This window comes from Pseudomonas sp. HAR-UPW-AIA-41, from assembly GCF_002304225.1.
GTDB lineage: Bacteria > Pseudomonadota > Gammaproteobacteria > Pseudomonadales > Pseudomonadaceae > Aquipseudomonas.
Window position 1 is genome coordinate 216,064 of sequence record NZ_NSLB01000001.1, and the last position, 15,818, is coordinate 231,881.

At 61.9% G+C, this 15,818-nt stretch carries 17 protein-coding genes; 11 read left to right on the forward strand and 6 right to left on the reverse strand.

Features of this window, described 5'->3' with window-relative positions:
- The first annotated feature begins 2 nt into the window (after positions 1-2).
- The 8 genes from narH to CK486_RS01055 all read left to right on the forward strand — a co-directional run bounded on the left by narH (position 3) and on the right by CK486_RS01055 (position 8,363).
- Positions 3-1,541, forward strand: a complete 1,539-nt coding sequence (narH, locus tag CK486_RS01020; RefSeq protein ID WP_095938445.1) for a nitrate reductase subunit beta — start codon at positions 3-5, stop codon at positions 1,539-1,541.
- 2 nt (positions 1,542-1,543) lie between these two features.
- Entirely contained in the window at positions 1,544-2,299 is a 756-nt protein-coding gene (gene narJ, locus CK486_RS01025) for a nitrate reductase molybdenum cofactor assembly chaperone (protein ID WP_095938446.1), read from the forward strand.
- Positions 2,292-2,987, forward strand: a complete 696-nt coding sequence (gene narI / locus CK486_RS01030) for a respiratory nitrate reductase subunit gamma (protein WP_095938447.1) — start codon at positions 2,292-2,294, stop codon at positions 2,985-2,987. The genes narJ and narI overlap by 8 nt, the downstream gene beginning before the upstream one ends.
- A 112-nt stretch (positions 2,988-3,099) precedes the next feature.
- Positions 3,100-4,071, forward strand: a complete 972-nt coding sequence (locus tag CK486_RS01035; protein WP_095938448.1) for a peptidylprolyl isomerase — start codon at positions 3,100-3,102, stop codon at positions 4,069-4,071.
- 69 nt (positions 4,072-4,140) lie between these two features.
- Positions 4,141-5,136: a GTP 3',8-cyclase MoaA gene (gene moaA / locus CK486_RS01040; RefSeq protein ID WP_095938449.1), complete on the forward strand. Its 996-nt coding sequence runs from the start codon at positions 4,141-4,143 to the stop codon at positions 5,134-5,136.
- Between the two features lie 209 nt (positions 5,137-5,345).
- On the forward strand, positions 5,346-7,361 hold the full coding sequence (locus CK486_RS01045) for a ribonucleoside triphosphate reductase (RefSeq protein WP_095938450.1): 2,016 nt from the start codon (positions 5,346-5,348) through the stop codon (positions 7,359-7,361).
- Between the two features lie 34 nt (positions 7,362-7,395).
- Positions 7,396-7,545 carry an anaerobic ribonucleoside-triphosphate reductase gene (nrdD, locus tag CK486_RS01050; RefSeq protein ID WP_095938451.1) on the forward strand — a complete coding sequence of 50 codons (150 nt, stop codon included), beginning with the start codon at positions 7,396-7,398 and terminating at the stop codon, positions 7,543-7,545.
- A gap of 119 nt (positions 7,546-7,664) precedes the next feature.
- Positions 7,665-8,363, forward strand: coding sequence for an anaerobic ribonucleoside-triphosphate reductase activating protein (locus CK486_RS01055; RefSeq protein ID WP_095939027.1), 699 nt, complete (start codon positions 7,665-7,667; stop codon positions 8,361-8,363).
- Positions 8,364-8,370: 7 nt separating this feature from the next.
- On the opposite strand, the gene CK486_RS01060 is transcribed toward CK486_RS01055, so the two are convergent.
- The 6 genes from CK486_RS01060 to CK486_RS01085 form a co-directional block, all read right to left on the reverse strand.
- Positions 8,371-9,738, reverse strand: coding sequence for a 4Fe-4S binding protein (locus tag CK486_RS01060; RefSeq protein WP_095938452.1), 1,368 nt, complete (start codon positions 9,736-9,738; stop codon positions 8,371-8,373).
- Complete coding sequence (locus CK486_RS01065; RefSeq protein ID WP_095938453.1) at positions 9,735-10,592, reverse strand: FTR1 family protein; 858 nt, start codon at positions 10,590-10,592, stop codon at positions 9,735-9,737. Before CK486_RS01065 ends, CK486_RS01060 begins: the two co-directional genes overlap by 4 nt.
- 26 nt (positions 10,593-10,618) lie before the next feature.
- Positions 10,619-10,945, reverse strand: a complete 327-nt coding sequence (locus CK486_RS01070; RefSeq protein WP_095938454.1) for a cupredoxin domain-containing protein — start codon at positions 10,943-10,945, stop codon at positions 10,619-10,621.
- 47 nt (positions 10,946-10,992) lie between these two features.
- Entirely contained in the window at positions 10,993-11,529 is a 537-nt protein-coding gene (locus CK486_RS01075; protein WP_095938455.1) for an iron transporter, read from the reverse strand.
- A 225-nt stretch (positions 11,530-11,754) separates the two neighbouring features.
- The gene (locus CK486_RS01080; RefSeq protein ID WP_095938456.1) at positions 11,755-13,158 is read right to left on the reverse strand and encodes a heavy metal sensor histidine kinase; all 1,404 of its coding nucleotides are present in this window, start codon (positions 13,156-13,158) and stop codon (positions 11,755-11,757) included.
- Positions 13,155-13,832 (reverse strand): heavy metal response regulator transcription factor, encoded by a 678-nt coding sequence (locus CK486_RS01085; RefSeq protein ID WP_093986763.1) that lies wholly within the window; start codon positions 13,830-13,832, stop codon positions 13,155-13,157. The genes CK486_RS01080 and CK486_RS01085 overlap by 4 nt, the downstream gene beginning before the upstream one ends.
- Positions 13,833-14,040: 208 nt before the next feature.
- On the opposite strand from CK486_RS01085, the gene CK486_RS01090 reads away from it, so the two are divergent.
- The 3 genes from CK486_RS01090 to CK486_RS01100 all read left to right on the forward strand — a co-directional run bounded on the left by CK486_RS01090 (position 14,041) and on the right by CK486_RS01100 (position 15,806).
- Positions 14,041-14,400 (forward strand): co-regulatory protein PtrA N-terminal domain-containing protein, encoded by a 360-nt coding sequence (locus tag CK486_RS01090; protein WP_095938457.1) that lies wholly within the window; start codon positions 14,041-14,043, stop codon positions 14,398-14,400.
- A 167-nt stretch (positions 14,401-14,567) separates the two neighbouring features.
- Entirely contained in the window at positions 14,568-15,125 is a 558-nt protein-coding gene (locus tag CK486_RS01095) for a plastocyanin/azurin family copper-binding protein (protein ID WP_021221949.1), read from the forward strand.
- A gap of 147 nt (positions 15,126-15,272) precedes the next feature.
- A complete protein-coding gene (locus CK486_RS01100) occupies positions 15,273-15,806 on the forward strand; it encodes a plastocyanin/azurin family copper-binding protein (protein ID WP_021221948.1) in 534 nt (177 codons plus the stop codon).
- Positions 15,807-15,818 lie beyond the last annotated feature (12 nt).

The following is a 15,818-nucleotide window of genomic DNA, read 5'->3' on the forward strand; positions in this document are numbered from 1 at the left end:
ACATGAAAATTCGTTCCCAAGTGGGCATGGTCCTGAACCTGGACAAGTGCATCGGTTGCCACACCTGCTCGATCACCTGCAAAAACGTCTGGACCAGCCGTGAAGGCATGGAATACGCCTGGTTCAACAACGTCGAGACCAAGCCTGGTATCGGCTACCCCAAGGAGTGGGAGAACCAGGACAAGTGGAAGGGCGGCTGGGTGCGCAACAAGGACGGCTCGATCAATCCTAAGATCGGCGGAAAGTTCCGCGTGTTGGCGAACATCTTCTCCAACCCGGATCTGCCTTCGATCGACGACTACTACGAGCCGTTCGATTTCGATTACCAGAACCTGCATACCGCACCGCTGGGTGACCACCAGCCGGTGGCCCGGCCGCGCTCGGTGATCTCCGGCAAGCGTATGGAGAAAATCGAGTGGGGTCCGAACTGGGAGGAGATTCTCGGTACTGAGTTCGCCAAGCGCCGCAAGGACAAGAACTTCGACAAGGTACAGGCTGATATCTACGGCGAGTATGAAAATACTTTCATGATGTATCTGCCGCGTCTGTGCGAGCACTGCCTCAACCCGGCGTGTGCGGCGTCCTGCCCAAGCGGCGCGATCTACAAGCGCGAAGAAGACGGCATCGTTCTTATCGACCAGGAGAAGTGCCGCGGCTGGCGTATGTGCATCAGCGGCTGCCCGTACAAGAAGATCTACTTCAACTGGAAGAGCGGCAAATCCGAGAAGTGCATCTTCTGCTACCCGCGCATTGAAGCCGGTATGCCGACCGTGTGCTCGGAGACCTGTGTGGGCCGCATTCGCTACCTTGGCGTGCTGCTTTATGACGCCGACCGCATCCACGAGGTGGCCAGTACGGCGAACGAGCAGGACCTGTACCAGAAGCAGCTGGAGATCTTCCTCGATCCGTTCGACCCGGCCGTGATTGAGCAGGCGCAGAAGGACGGCGTGCCCATGTCGGTGATCGAAGCCGCGCAGAAGTCCCCGGTCTACAAAATGGCGGTGGACTGGAAGCTGGCTCTGCCGCTGCACCCGGAATATCGCACGTTGCCGATGGTGTGGTATGTGCCGCCGCTGTCGCCGATCCAGAACGCCGCCGCCAACGGCAGTGTGAGCATGGATGGCGTGCTGCCGGACGTCGACAGTCTGCGTATTCCGCTGCGCTACCTGGCCAACCTGCTCACCGCCGGCGACGAGAAGCCGGTCAAGCTGGCTCTCAAGCGTCTGTTGGCCATGCGTGCCTACAAGCGTGCCGAGCAGGTTGACGGTGTGCAGGACCTCAAGGTGCTGGAGTCGGTGGGGCTGTCCGTGGCGCAGGTCGAGGACATGTACCGCTACCTGGCCATTGCCAACTACGAAGACCGCTACGTGGTGCCGTCGGCCCACCGCGAAGAGGCCATGAGCGACGCATTCGCCGAGCGCTCCGGCTGCGGCTTCAGCTTCGGCAGCGGTTGCAGTGGTTCGTCGGACACCAACATGTTCGGCGCCAAGAAGGCCAACAAGCGCGACGTGCTGAAAACCGTCCAGCTGTGGGAGGAATGAGTATGCAAATCCTCAAGGTGATTTCCCTCTTGCTGGATTACCCGACCGAGGCGCTGCAAAGCGCCCGCGACGAGCTTAACGAAGCCATCGGCCGCGCCCGCGAGATCAGCCCCGCGCAGCGCACGGCGCTGATCGCGCTCCTCGACGAGCTGGCCGGCGGTGACGTGATGGACGTGCAGGAACGCTACAGCGAGCTGTTCGACAAGGGCCGCTCCCTGTCGCTGCTGCTGTTCGAACACGTGCATGGCGAATCGCGCGACCGTGGCCAGGCTATGGTCGATTTGATGGCTCAGTACCAGGACGCCGGTTTCGCCATCGACGTTCGCGAACTGCCCGATTACATCCCGTTGTACCTCGAGTACCTGGCTACCCGCGAGGATCTCGAGGCCCGCGAGGGCCTGGCCGATGTATCCCATCTGCTGGCGCTCCTCGCGGCCCGACTGGTTGAGCGTGACAGTCCTTACGCCGCCTGTTTCCAGGCCCTGCTGCAGATTGCCGGCGTGCAGCCGCAGCAGGCCGTGGCCGAGGTGCGTGAGCAGGTCGCCGCCGAAGTGCGCGACGACTCGCTCGAGGCGCTCGACAAGATCTGGGAAGAGGAAGCTGTGGACTTCATGAAGGCCGAGCAGCAGGACCGCTGCCCGAGCCAGACCTCGATGCCGGGCAAGGCGCGTGAAGAAGTGCCGGTGCCGCTGCACTGGGTGGATTTCAAGCTAGAAGGACAGGCCGCCGCGCCTGCCCAGGAGGTACGTCATGTCTAACCTGAACCTGCTGGCCTTCGGCCTGTATCCCTACATCGCCCTGGCCATCTGTCTGATCGGCAGCTGGGCGCGCTTCGACCTGTCGCAGTACAGCTGGAAGGCCGGCTCCAGCCAGATCTTCAACCGCACCCCGGCCGAACAGCGTTACATGCGCATCGCCAGTAACCTGTTCCATGTCGGCGTGCTGTTCGTGCTGGCGGGTCACTTCGTGGGCCTGCTGACCCCGGCCTCGGTCTATCACCATGTGATCAGCACCGAGAACAAGCAGCTGCTGGCGATGGTCTCCGGTGGCCTGTTCGGCGGCCTGTGCCTGATCGGTCTGCTGATGCTGCTCAAGCGTCGCCTGTGCGATGACCGCGTGCGCGCCAGTTCCAGCTTCTCCGACACCATGATCCTGGTCGTGTTGCTGGCGCAGTTGCTGCTCGGTCTGGGCACCATCTACGCCTCGACCCACCACATGGATGGCTCGGTGATGGTGATGCTGGCCGACTGGGCCCAGTACACCGTCACCCTGCAGCCAGTGAAGGCCGCCGCGTCGATCGCCCCGGTGAGCCTTGTTTACAAGCTGCACGTGTTCCTCGGCCTGACGCTGTTTGTGCTGTTCCCCTTCACCCGCCTGGTGCACATCGTCAGTGCTCCGGTGTGGTACCTGGGCCGGCGCTATCAGATCGTACGCCAGAAAGGTTGAGGTTTGTTTGGATCGGCTGCGCGTCGGCCAGCCGATCCGCCTGACCTGCTACGAGGATGGAGAGAACCGTGTGTTGCGGCTCCATCGCCAATCGAATGTGTGGAGGTGTGAAATGGGTTGTGGATGCGGTGGTAACGGAAGTGGTGGCGGCTGCGCCGGTGGCACGGCGAGGGAAGTGCCACTAGATGTCAAGCAGGCTGGCGTCCAGGCTTTTGAGCCTGCTGCCAGTGAAGCCAGCGAAGCAGTGCAGGAGCAGGATGACGAACCGGCCTCAGGGCCTGAACTGATCGTCACCAGCGAGCAGGAGTGGCCGCGGATCAAGGTCAATGGTGTGGCGCTCAGTCAGGAAGCTATTGCTCAGGAACTACAGTACCACCCGGCCAGCACCCGTCAGGAAGCGATTTTCCTCGCCAGCCAAGCGCTGGTGCTGCGCGAACTGATCCAGCAGCGTATCGCCGAGCTTGGCCTGCAGGTTGAGGTGGGCGCCGGCGAGAGCGAAGAAGAGGCTCTGACGCGCACTCTTCTTGAACTCGAAGTCCCGTTACCGCATGCCGATGAAGCGGTCTGCCGCCAATATTTCGAACGCAACCGCCAGCGTTATGCCAGCGCACCACTGCTGGCCGCCCGGCATATCCTGCTGGCCTGTCCGGCCGATGACCCCGAACAGCGCAGCGAGCGGCGCGAGCAGGCTGAGGCCTTGCTGGCTCAGCTTCAGGTTGATGGCGCGCGCTTTGCTGAACTGGCGCTCGCCCATTCGTCATGCCCCTCGAAAGAGCAGGGCGGTGCACTCGGCCAGATCAGCCAGGGGCAAACGGTGCCCGAGTTCGAGCGTCAGTTGCTGCGTCTGCCGCTGGGGCTGGCCGGCCAGCCACTAGAGAGTCGCTACGGCTTTCACGTGGTGTGGGTTGATCAGCGTATCGAAGGACAGCTGCTGCCTTTCGAGGTAGTGCAAGGTTCGATTCGGGCTGAACTGGATCAGCGTGTTTGGCAGGTGGCGGTGGCTCAGTACCTGAAGAACCTGGTCAGCATGGCCGACATTCAGGGCATTGTTTTGGATGGTGCCGAGTCACCGTTAATGCAATAAAAATGACAGTGCCAGTGTTTCTGGCTTCTGATCAGAAGCCATCGGGCAAGGCGCGGTGGGGAGTAAGTCATGATCTATAGACAATTGCAGGATGGCTTTGGCCGCAGCATTGAGTATCTGCGTTTGTCAGTGACTGATCGTTGTGATTTCCGCTGTGTCTATTGCATGGCCGAGGACATGACCTTTCTGCCGCGTCAGCAGGTATTAAGCCTGGAGGAAATCCAGCGGGTAGCTGCATTGTTCGTCGCCAACGGGGTGAAGAAGATTCGCCTGACCGGCGGCGAGCCACTGGTGCGTCAAGGGATCGTAGGCCTTTGCGAACAGATCGCCGCTCTGCCGGGCCTGCGTGAGCTGGTGATGACTAGCAACGGTTCGCAGTTGGGCAGGTTGGCACGCCCGCTGGCCGACGCCGGTGTCAAACGCATGAACATCAGTCTCGATAGCCTGAACGCCGACAAGTTTCGCGCCATCACCCGCACAGGCGATCTGGCCCAGGTGTTGGCCGGGATTGAGGCCGCCAGCAGCGCCGGCTTTGCCCGGGTCAAACTCAACGCGGTGGTGATGCAGGGACGCAATGCCGACGAGGTGGTCGATCTGGTCGACTTTGCGGTCAACCGCGGGTTGGACATCAGCTTTATCGAGGAGATGCCGCTGGGCGAGGTGGGGCGGTCTCGTGGCGAGAGCTTCTGTTCCAGTGACTGGGTGCGCGAGCGCATCGCCGAGCGCTACAGTCTGATAGACAGCGCCGAGCAGAGCGGCGGGCCGGCCCGTTATGTCCGACTGAAGGATTTCCCCGAGAGCCGCATTGGCTTCATTTCGCCGCACAGCCACAACTTCTGTAGCACCTGCAATCGTGTTCGTCTGACTGCCGAGGGGCGTCTGCTGCTGTGTCTTGGCCACGAAAATTCCATCGACCTGCGCGCCTTGCTGCGCCGCTACCCGGAAACGGACCAGCCTCTGCTCGATGCCCTGCAGGTGGCCCTTGCGCGTAAGCCGCTGCGCCACGAATTCAGCGTGGATGGTGAGGTGCAGGTGCTGCGCTTCATGAATGCCAGCGGCGGTTAATTCCGCTGGCGTGAAAATTCATACCCTCCCTTTGGGGCGCATAAGCGCCCCGTTTTTTTGCGCCAGTCGTGCTTTCTGGTGATTTTTCGTCAGCGCCTTTCCGGGCTTGACTGCAATCAAGTTGATCGCTTCGATTGCTCGTAGATTACCCATCATCTAGTGCCTGTTTATTAAATCGACAACAGCATATGGTGTTTCAGGGGGTGTCTATGCGTGACCTATCCGAGGCTGGTCTGCCAGCATTGCTGTACAAGCGTGATGGCAGTGAGGTGTGTTTCGATGCCGGGAAAATTGCCCGTGCCATCGCCGCCGCCGGGCAGGCCACCGGTGAGTTCGCGGCGGAGGAAACCGAGGCGTTGACCGCCGCCGTGCTGCAGCGCCTGAAGGGTATCCGCGCTCTGGACGTCGAGCAGGTGCAGGACCGCGTCGAGCGGGTGCTGATGGATGCCGGCTTCTACAAGACGGCGCGCGCTTACATCGTTTACCGCGAACGCCATGGCCGCCTGCGCCGTGAGCGCAAGACTCTGGTGGACGTTGCTGCCTCGATGAACGAGTACCTGAAGCGCGAGGACTGGCGCGTGCAGGCCAACGCCAATCAGGGTTATTCCCTGGGCGGGCTGATTCTCAACGTGGCTGGCAAGGTTACCGCCAACTACTGGCTGGATGAGGTCTACAGCCCGGAGATTGGCTGGGCCCACCGCGAGGCCGACCTGCATATCCATGACCTGGACATGCTCGCCGGCTACTGCGCGGGCTGGTCGCTGCGCACTTTGCTGCATGAGGGGCTAAACGGCGTGCCCGGGCGCGTCGAGGCAGGGCCGCCCAAGCACCTGTCCAGCGCCCTGGGGCAGATGGTCAACTTCCTCGGTACCTTGCAGAACGAGTGGGCCGGGGCCCAGGCTTTTAGCTCCTTCGATACCTATCTGGCGCCATATGTTCGTAAGGACAGCCTGAGCTTTGAGCAGGTGCGCCAGTCGCTGCAGGAGTTCATCTACAACCTCAACGTGCCGTCGCGCTGGGGCACCCAGACGCCCTTCACCAATCTGACCTTCGACTGGGTCTGCCCAGAAGACCTGCGCGAGCAGGTGCCGGTGATCGGTGGTCAGGAGATGCCGTTCTGCTACGGCGAGCTGCAGGCCGAGATGGAGCTGATCAACCGCGCCTACATTGAGGTGATGATGGCCGGCGACGCCAAGGGCCGGGTGTTCACCTTCCCGATCCCGACCTACAACATCACTCATGATTTTCCCTGGGACAGCGACAATGCCACGCGCCTGTTCGAGATGACGGCGCGCTACGGCCTGCCGTACTTCCAGAACTTCCTCAACTCCGACATGCAGCCCAACCAGGTGCGCTCGATGTGCTGCCGCCTGCAACTGGACGTCCGCGAGCTGCTCAAGCGCGGCAACGGCTTGTTCGGTTCGGCCGAGCAGACCGGCTCGCTAGGCGTTGTGACGATCAACTGCGCACGTCTGGGCTATCTGTACCGGCTGGACTGGGAAGGGCTGATCCTGCGTCTGGACGAGTTGCTGCAGCTGGCCTACGAGAGCCTGGAGGTCAAGCGCAAGGTCATCCAGCATCACATGGACGCCGGGCTTTACCCGTACACCAAGCGTTACCTCGGCACGCTGCGCAACCACTTCTCCACCATCGGCGTGAACGGCCTGCACGAGATGCTGCGCAACTTCACCTGCGATCAGGAGGGGCTGCACACCGAGGCCGGACGTGAGATGGCGATCCGTCTGCTCGACCATGTGCGCGGGCGACTGGTGCAGTTCCAGGAGGACAGCGGCCATCTGTACAACCTCGAAGCCACCCCGGCCGAGGGCACCACCTATCGCTTCGCCAAGGAAGACAAAAAGCGATTCCCCGACATTCTCCAGGCCGGCTCCCTCGAGGCGCCTTACTACACCAACTCCTCGCAGTTACCGGTGGGCTTTACCAGCGATCCGTTCGAGGCGTTGGAGCTGCAGGATGCCCTGCAGTGCAAGTACACCGGCGGCACCGTGCTGCACCTGTACATGGCCGAGCGGATTTCCTCGGCGCAGGCCTGCAAGCAGCTGGTGCGCACTGCGCTGGGCCGCTTCCGCCTGCCGTACTTAACCATTACCCCGACCTTCTCGATCTGCCCGGTACACGGCTACCTGGCCGGCGAGCACGAGTTCTGCCCGAAATGCGATGAAGTGCTGCTGCAGCGCCAGCATGCCTGCAGCACCTGTGCCTGACAATGACCTCTACCTCACAGCAAGGAGCAACACCATGAATCAAGCCATGCAACTGCCAGAAGCCCAACGCCAGCGCTGCGAAGTCTGGACTCGTGTGATGGGCTACCACCGCCCGGTGGCGGCCTTCAATCCAGGCAAGCAGTCCGAGCACCGCGAGCGCCAGCACTTCTGCGAACCCAAATAAGTCGCCAGCGGCGCCATCCGGCCAGGCCCGTGCGTAGATTTGCGCGGGTCTGGCTTTGTCATCTGTAACCTCAGGAGCTGGTCATGAACAGTCCTTGTCAGTCCTTCGGCAGTGGCCCGCTGGATGCTCCGCTGCGGGTGGGCGGATTGCTGCCGATGACCACCCTCGACTATCCCGATCATCTGGCCTGCGTGCTGTTCTGCCAGGGCTGCGCCTGGCGCTGCCGTTACTGCCATAACCCGGAACTGATCCGTGCCAAGGTGCCCACGCCGATCACTTGGGACGAGGTGCTTCGCTTTCTGCGCAAGCGCCGCGGTCTGCTCGATGCGGTGGTCTTCAGTGGTGGCGAGGCGACCTTGCAGAAGGCCCTGCCCGGAGCGATGCGTAAGGTGCGTGAGCTGGGTTTCAAGGTCGGCCTGCATAGCGCCGGGATCAAGCCGGCCTCATTCAAGCGCGTGCTGCCGCTGTGTGACTGGGTCGGTTTCGACGTCAAGGCGCTGGAAGAGGAGGCCGAGCTGATCACTGGTGTTACAGGTAGTGGCCAGGCCAACTGGAACAGCCTGGAGGCTCTGCTGGAAAGTGGCGTGGATTATGAGTGCCGCACCACCGTGCACTGGCAACTGTTCGACTGCCAGCGCCTGCAACGTCTTGCTGAACGTCTGGCGGCGCTGGGGGTGCAGCGCTTCGTGGTGCAGCTGGCCCGCCCTCAGCAGATGCTCGATCCGGAACTGGGCGCCGCGCCGATGCCGGTCGAGGCGGCCCAGCTTTGGCCCTACCTTGAACAACTGTTTCCCCGCTTCGAGCTGCGCGAGGCCTGAGCTGCTCTTACCAGCCCCAGAACTGCAGCCACCAGGCTGTTGCGATCAGCAAGTTGGCCAGCACCAAGGCGCTCAGGACTGGCAGGCGCTGGGCAGGCCTCAGGGCACTGCAAACCTGCCAGCCCAAGTGCAGACTCCAAAGGATTGCGACGCTCAGCAGCGCACCGCGCACGTTTGGCATCCATAGCAGGGCCAGGCCCTCGTAGCGCAGCAGTTTGACCGTGGTGGCGGAGAGACCGAGAAACAGCCCGGCCGCGCCGGTTGGCAGCAGGCACAGGGCGACCTGGCGAGCGAACACCGCGCCTTGCCCGGCCAGCCTGGCGGCGCCGGTGAGCAGCAGGTGCAGACCACCGCCGAGTAGCAGACTGCCGGCGCCCAGGTACAGGCAGATGCTCAGGCCATCGAGCCAGGTGAAGGCGTCGTTGAGCTTGGGATAATGAGTCAGCAGCCACCAGGGCGCGTCGGCCTCCAGCGGCCAGAAGATGCCACAGCGCACCAGCCATTCGGCCAGCGCTTGCTTCAGGGCGATGAACCATGGGCTGACTGTCCACTGGAAGGCGCCAATGGCCAGGCCGATCACCCCGTATAGCAGCAGGCGCACCTCCCAGGTGGTGTCGCCATCGGCGCCGTAGCGGACGATTTCCTCGTTACCGGAGCGGGCGATAAGGCGCACCGCATCGCGCTGGCCGCTGCAGCGGCCGCAGGCATGACAGGCCGAGGCGCCTCGCATGCGGCGGATATCCAGCAGCGGCGCACAGTTGGGTGGCGGTAGATGGGGCGGCTGGTTCTCGCGCCAGCGTTGTTCGTCGACATGAAAGTGCAGCGGGGCGAGCTTGGCCAGAAGGGCGAATACCCCGCTGACCGGGCACAGGTAGCGGCACCACACGCGCTTGCCGCGACCGTACAGGTAACCCACTAGCATGGCCGCCAGGGTCGAGCCGCCAAGGATCAGCAGGGCGGCCTGGGCGTAGTCATAGACGCTGATCAACTGGCCGTACAGAGTGGTCAGCAGAAAACCCAGGGTCGGCCAGCCGCCCCAGCGCATCCAGCGCGGGGTGCCGCGGCCGAGGCCGTGCTGGCTGGCCCATTCGCTGAGCGAGCCTTCCGGGCACAGCACGCCACACCACAGGCGGCCGAACAGCACGATCGACAGCAGCACGAACGGCCACCACAGGCCCCAGAAGACGAACTGGGCGAATAACGTCAGGTTGTCCAGCAGGCGTGCCGAGCCGGGCGGCAGGGGTAGCAGGGCGGGGATCACCAGCAGAGCGGCATAGACCAGCACCACCAGCCACTGCAATTTGCGGATCAGCGCGCCATAGCGGCGCATGGCGTGGCCCAGGCGGGTGAGCTGGCGGTTGATCGCCGCGTTCATGCCAGGCGACTCTGCAGGACCCTCCGCGGTTGCCGCAGCAGGTTCCAGGCGAGTAGCCAGTAACTGCCCAACAGGCCCACCTGCAGGGCGGAGGGCATGGCCCGGTAGCCGCTCAGGCTGGCCAGCAGCGCGCCCGGCTTGCTGCCGTCGTCAAGCAGCGCCGAGCTGTCCCACAGCGGCTCGCTGAGCAGGGTGTAGAGCTGTTCGGGCAGGTCCATGGCCATCCACTGACCGCTGGCGCGGTCTACAGCGCTCATCAGCAGGGCGCCGCCAAGCAGCAACAGCAGCACTTCGCTGACCAGGAAGAACTGGCGCCAGGCGATGAAGCGGCTCCCGGCCTGCAGCAGGGCGAAGCACAGCAGGCCGAGCAGCAGGCCAAGGCCAGCGCCAAGCGCCAGGCTGGCCAGATCGGCTTGGTTGGCAGCGGAGGCGCTGACGCCATACAGGAAAATCACCGTCTCGCTGCCTTCGCGTGCCACCGCCAGGGCCACCAGCAGCGACAGGCTGGCCAGACGGCCGTGCTGCAGGGCGCTATCGGCCTGCTGTTCGAGCTGGTGGCGCAGTTGCCCGCCATGGCGGGCCATCCATTGCACCATCTGCAGAATCAATGCGCAGGCGAGCAGGCTGAGGCCGGACTGGAACCATTCCCCGCCCGGTCCACTCATCCAGTCGCCGGCCAGAGCCATCAGCGCGGCCAACACCCCCGCCAGCAGCAGGCCGGCGCCGACGCCGCCCCACAGATGCAGCAGGGCGTGCTGCTGGCCGCCCTGGCGGTGCAGCCAGGCATACAGAATGCCGATCACCAGCAGGGCCTCGACGCTTTCGCGCCAGACGATTACCAAGGCTTGCTCCATAATGTTTGCTCCTCGAGGAATGCGGGTCAACGGGCCTCGATCACGCCTTGCGGCAGTTCGGGGTGGAACTCGTCGAAGAACTGGTAGCGCCCGGGCTTGAGGGGGTGGATCACGACGAAGGAGCTGACGCCGGGGCTGAGCACCTTCTCCACACGCAGAGGTGTGCTCTCGAATTCGATGGGGCCCTGGCCGACGTTGTGCACGACGATCTTGAAGCGTTGCCCGACGGGTACCTGCAGGCTGGCCGGGGTGAAGTGACCGTCACGAATGCTCAGCTCGTAGCTCGGTAGCGGGGCGGCCAGAAGGGCCCCGGGCAGGGCGGCGAACAGCAGGCAGAGGGCTTGGTAATGCATAGGGCACTCTCCGGGGAGAATGGCGCGCATGGGCGCGCCGCGGGGGATTAGTAGCCGCCTTTCTTGCCGATGCCTGCGTAGGTGAAGCTGTAGTGCAGCTCGCAGGTGGCGAACCAGGGCGCCACACCGGTTTCCTTGTCGGTGTGGCGGCCGAAGTGCTGGGCGTGGCTGCCGACGGGAGCACCGACCCAGTAGGTCAGTTCATACTGGCCGGGGCCCATGAGCTTGATGTTGTCGCCATAGTGCGGGCCGTCGTTGGCTACCATGGCGTGGAAGTCGCCTTGCAGGGTCTGCTCGCTGCCGACCTTGCTCAGGCGGTAGCGCACGCTCAGATAAGGCACGAAGCTGCCTTCCTGGAAACCGTGGGCGTTGTTCTCCAGGGCGCTGATGTCGGCCTCCATGTGCACGTCGGAATCTACCGCCGGGCGCATCATGCCCGGTGGGTCCATCTCGATCGGTTGAAGGTACACAGCACCTACTTCCATCCCTGCGCAGGTCTGGGGTTCTCCGATGGGGTATTCCTTGGCGCTGAGCAACGGAGTGGCGAGCAGGGCGCAGAGAGACACAAGGGCAGGGCGTAGCATGACGAACTCCTGAAGAGAGGTAGATGGCGTCATGCTAGAAGGCATTAATCTTTATGATAATGATTATCGTCAATTTCTCTGAGCGGTGAGCAACAAGAAGCTCTACCTTTCAGCCAAAGGTCTCGAGCGGAAATTAGAAGCCACTGCAGAGGATGAGGGGCAGATCTTTATCTGGCTGAAATCGGCCAATAGCGGTCATCTGTCGATTTTGAAACCAATAGCAATTTATGCCCTTACGCTCGTATCAACTAGATACGGGTGCTGGGGTAGCTCGATGTGAAAACCTGTGAGGCCCTCTACCGAAGTACACCAGATGCGGCCTTTGTGGGCTTCGATGATGGAGCGGGTGATGGCCAGGCCCAGGCCGGCATTGCTCGGGCTGCCTTCGCGCCGGGCAGGGTCGACCCGGTAAAAGCGGTCGAAGAGTTTCGCCAGGTGCTCCGGGGCTATTGTCCCGCCCGGGTTCTCGATGCTGAGGCCAGTGGTGTCGGCTGTCTGGTGGATGCATAGCGCAATCGTCTGTCCCGGCGGCGTATAGCGCAGGGCATTGGACAGCAGGTTGGAGATCGCGCGGTCGAGCATCAGCCGGTCGCCCTGCACTCGACCTGTTCCCGTTACGGCGATTCGGATGTCGCGCTCTTCGGCCAGCAGGCGGTAGTACTCGGCCAGCTTGGCGGCAACGTCCGCCAGTTCGATGTCGGTTTGTTCCGGGACGATCAGGCCGTTATCGGCCTTGGCCAGAAACAGCATGTCGTCGATCATCCGGGACATGCGCTTCAGGTCTTCCAGGTTGGCGTAGAGGTTCTCCTCGTAGGCCTCGGTATCGCGCTTTTGACTGAGCACCACCTCGGTGTGGGTCATCAGGTTGCTGAGCGGAGTGCGCAGCTCGTGGGCGATGTCGGCGGAGAAATTGGAGAGCCGGACGAAGGAATCTTCCAGCCGGGCCAGCATCGCGTTGAAGGATAGAACCAGTTGCTGCAGCTCCTGCGGTACCGGTCCCAGGGGAATGCGCTCCTGCAGAGAGCGGGCAGACATCGCGGTGGCTACCTGGGTGACCTGGCGCAGGGGGCCAAGGCCACTGCGTGCCACTGCCCAGCCCAGCGCGGCGCTGACCAGGGCGCTGAGGGTCAGGCCGATCCAGAACCAGCGCTGCAGGTTGTCGAGAAAGTGTGCGTGACTGGTGACGTCGAGGGCGAGTATCGCGGTGAGCGGCTGGGGCTGCCCCGTGACCTGGATTTTGGCGGTCACGCCCTGATATGTGTGCTCACCGTCTTGCCAGTCCCACATCCCGGCTTCGGCTCGCTTGGCAATGTCGGGAATCTTGACGGCTGCGGGCGCGGAAAACAGCACGGTGCCATCGCCGGAGAGGATGGTCGCCAGCAGATCCTGATGAGCGCCCAGCAGGGCCCGCAGTTGCGGTAATTCGGCGGCCAGGTTCGCGCCCTTGGCATTGCCGAGGATGTAGCGGGTGGATTCGAGTTTCTCGCTCAGTGCCTGCTGATCGAGCATCTTGAAGTGGTGCTGGCTGAGCATGTTGAAGCCCAGCCCCGCTGCGGCCAGGACGGCAATCACCACGGACATGAACATCAGACTCATGCGCGCGGTCAGCGACAGGTGACTGAACCTCACTCCGGCGCATCCATCATGTAGCCCATGCCACGGGCGGTATGGATCAGCTTGAGCTCGAAATCGTCGTCGATCTTGGCGCGCAGTCGGCGCACGGCAACCTCGATGACGTTGGTATCGCTGTCGAAGTTCATGTCCCAGACCTGGGAGGCGATCAACGACTTGGGGAGCACCTCGCCGCGTCGGCGTAGTAACAACTCCAACAATGAAAACTCCTTGGCTGTCAGGTCAATTCTTTTACCACCGCGGACAGCGCGCCGCTTCATCAGGTCGACTTCCAGGTTGGCTATCTTCATTGTGGTCTGTGACGTAGATGCAACACCCCGGCGCAACAGCGTTCTGACCCTGGCTAGCAGCTCTGAGAAAGCAAATGGCTTGATTAGATAGTCGTCCGCGCCAAGCTCCAGGCCCTTGACGCGATCCTCCACGCCGTCGCGAGCGGTCAGGAACAATACGGGAACATCCTTGCCTGCGGCGCGCACTCTGCGCAGCACCTCCCAGCCGTCCAGCCCCGGCATCATTACATCCAGTATTAGCAGGTCATAAGAGTCATTCAGCGCATGCTGAAGAGCATCTGTGCCTGTCATAACTCGGTCGACGTTAAAACCAGCCTCGGTGAGGCCTTGCTGCAGGTACGTACCGGTTTTGGGCTCGTCTTCAGCAATCAGTAGTTTCATGCGCGAACACTCCTAGGGTCATGGGCCTTGAAGTTTGCAGGCAGTAAGTGGTGGTAACCAGACGCTTACGAAAATGTAATTCTGGCTTCAGCTCGCTGACAGGGTGGCTTGTCTAAGGTGCAAGCATGAGCACTAGGTTGTGCTCTCGGCCCTCGACAGACCAAAAGCAGAGGTGCCGGCCATAGTTTGCACTGATGGAGACTGTCCCATGAAATCGCTGAAACCTTTGCTTCTGGTTGGCTCGCTACTGCTCTCTTCTATGGCTTGGGCCGAAGGGGGCAGCGACCGTGTATTCGAGCGCATCCAGCAGATGCGCGACAAAGCAGAAGTCGTGCTGATCCAGGCGGAGAAGGCCCCGGTCGGCGAGCGGCATGTGCACATGAAGGCGCATATGAACATGCTCGAAGACATCATGAGCCAGCTGCACAACGAGCATCCCGCGCCGAACATGTCTGCCGAAGAGCATCTGGCCTGGATGGAAAAGCATGACAAGTTGGTAGACGACGTGCTGGGTCAAATGATTCGAGAGCACAAGTTGATGATGGCCGATAAGGAATGCCATCAGTAAAGATTTCCCCCATCTTCCAGGCCTTTCGTGATTGCTCCTTTGGCCTAGCGGCGCCTTTGTGGCGCCGTGCTTTTTCCCAGCTGACGCAATTGTAGTTCTGGGGTCAGCGGCCTGGCAGCAAGCGGGGAATAGCATGAGATTTCCAGCACCCATCGCGAGGTCTCACCATGAAACGCTTACCCCTTAAACTGCTGATCAGCACTCTGTTCATCAGCACCACCTTTCCGGCATTTGCCGAGGTCGGCGGCAGTAGCAATGGCATTGGGCAGCAGGCCCAGGCGACGCCAGCGACTCGTACCATCTTGGTAAAGATGGACGACATCAACTACAGCCAGAAAACGATCGATGTGAAGCCAGGTGAAACCGTGCGCTTCGTTCTGAAGAACGAGGGCGCGTTGATGCACGAGTTCAACATCGGGCAGGCAGCGTCCCAGCTGGAGCACCAGCGCAAGATGGCGTCCTTGTTCAAGGACGGCACACTGACCCCGACCGGCATGGCCGAGCGTATTGTCTGGCATGAGCGTTATGGCACGGGAGACTCCAACCCTCCAGGCTATCCGGAAGTCATCAAAGCCAAGCATGACGACCCGAACGCGGTTCTCGTCGAGCCCGGCACAACTAAAGAGTTCGTGTGGACCTTCCCTCAGGCGGGCAGTTTGAGCTTCGCCTGTACATTGCCTGGGCATTACCAGGCGGGAATGGTCGGTGAGTTTGCTCTGCGTTAGTCCGGCACCGGTGCTACCCGTTGGCCGCGGGCTGGGTAGCACCGATCTGACGAACCTTACTGCGATGTAGTTTTCGCGTCAGCGTACCGCCAGTTGCACCTCATTAGCATCGGGACTCATCCCTCCTCAACACCTCAGAGGCACACCATGAAACTCAGACCCGCTTTCATAATCACCACCCTTGGTTTACTGCTCAGTGCTGCCAATGCGCTGGCCAGCCCGGGCCACAAGAAAGACAGTATCGGGCAACCGGGAGACAGTCAGGCAGTAGATCGCACCATCGAAGTCCGGATGGGGGACATCTTCTTTGAACCCAAGGCAATGGAAATCAAGGCGGGCGAGACGGTTCGCTTCGTACTGCTGAACGAGGGAGCCCTGCTGCACGAGTTCAACCTTGGCAAAGCGGCATCCCATGCTGCGCATCAGAAAGAGATGGCTGCGATGTTTCAGAACGGCACGCTGTCCCCGACTGCAGCGCATGACATGAGCAAAATGGACCACGCCATGGGCGGCATGAAGATGGTCGGCATGGAGCACGACGATCCCAACAGCGTTCTGGTCGAGCCAGGTGCACGCGAAGAGCTGATCTGGACCTTCTCCGACGCTACTGATCTGGAGTTCGCCTGCAATGTTCCTGGACATTATCAGTCGGGAATGGTCGGTAAGGTGACCGTACGCTGAACTCCATTGATA

Bases quoted from the DNA above. Each gene is read 5' to 3' on its own strand.
- narH (WP_095938445.1), top strand. From the start codon at position 3: ATGAAAATTCGTTCCCAAGTGGGCATGGTCCTGAACCTGGACAAGTGC.
- narJ (WP_095938446.1), top strand. From the start codon at position 1,544: ATGCAAATCCTCAAGGTGATTTCCCTCTTGCTGGATTACCCGACCGAG.
- narI (WP_095938447.1), top strand. From the start codon at position 2,292: ATGTCTAACCTGAACCTGCTGGCCTTCGGCCTGTATCCCTACATCGCC.
- CK486_RS01035 (WP_095938448.1), top strand. From the start codon at position 3,100: ATGGGTTGTGGATGCGGTGGTAACGGAAGTGGTGGCGGCTGCGCCGGT.
- moaA (WP_095938449.1), top strand. From the start codon at position 4,141: ATGATCTATAGACAATTGCAGGATGGCTTTGGCCGCAGCATTGAGTAT.
- CK486_RS01045 (WP_095938450.1), top strand. From the start codon at position 5,346: ATGCGTGACCTATCCGAGGCTGGTCTGCCAGCATTGCTGTACAAGCGT.
- nrdD (WP_095938451.1), top strand. From the start codon at position 7,396: ATGAATCAAGCCATGCAACTGCCAGAAGCCCAACGCCAGCGCTGCGAA.
- CK486_RS01060 (WP_095938452.1), bottom strand. From the start codon at position 9,738: ATGAACGCGGCGATCAACCGCCAGCTCACCCGCCTGGGCCACGCCATG.
- CK486_RS01065 (WP_095938453.1), bottom strand. From the start codon at position 10,592: ATGGAGCAAGCCTTGGTAATCGTCTGGCGCGAAAGCGTCGAGGCCCTG.
- CK486_RS01070 (WP_095938454.1), bottom strand. From the start codon at position 10,945: ATGCATTACCAAGCCCTCTGCCTGCTGTTCGCCGCCCTGCCCGGGGCC.
- CK486_RS01075 (WP_095938455.1), bottom strand. From the start codon at position 11,529: ATGCTACGCCCTGCCCTTGTGTCTCTCTGCGCCCTGCTCGCCACTCCG.
- CK486_RS01085 (WP_093986763.1), bottom strand. From the start codon at position 13,832: ATGAAACTACTGATTGCTGAAGACGAGCCCAAAACCGGTACGTACCTG.
- CK486_RS01090 (WP_095938457.1), top strand. From the start codon at position 14,041: ATGAAATCGCTGAAACCTTTGCTTCTGGTTGGCTCGCTACTGCTCTCT.
- CK486_RS01095 (WP_021221949.1), top strand. From the start codon at position 14,568: ATGAAACGCTTACCCCTTAAACTGCTGATCAGCACTCTGTTCATCAGC.
- CK486_RS01100 (WP_021221948.1), top strand. From the start codon at position 15,273: ATGAAACTCAGACCCGCTTTCATAATCACCACCCTTGGTTTACTGCTC.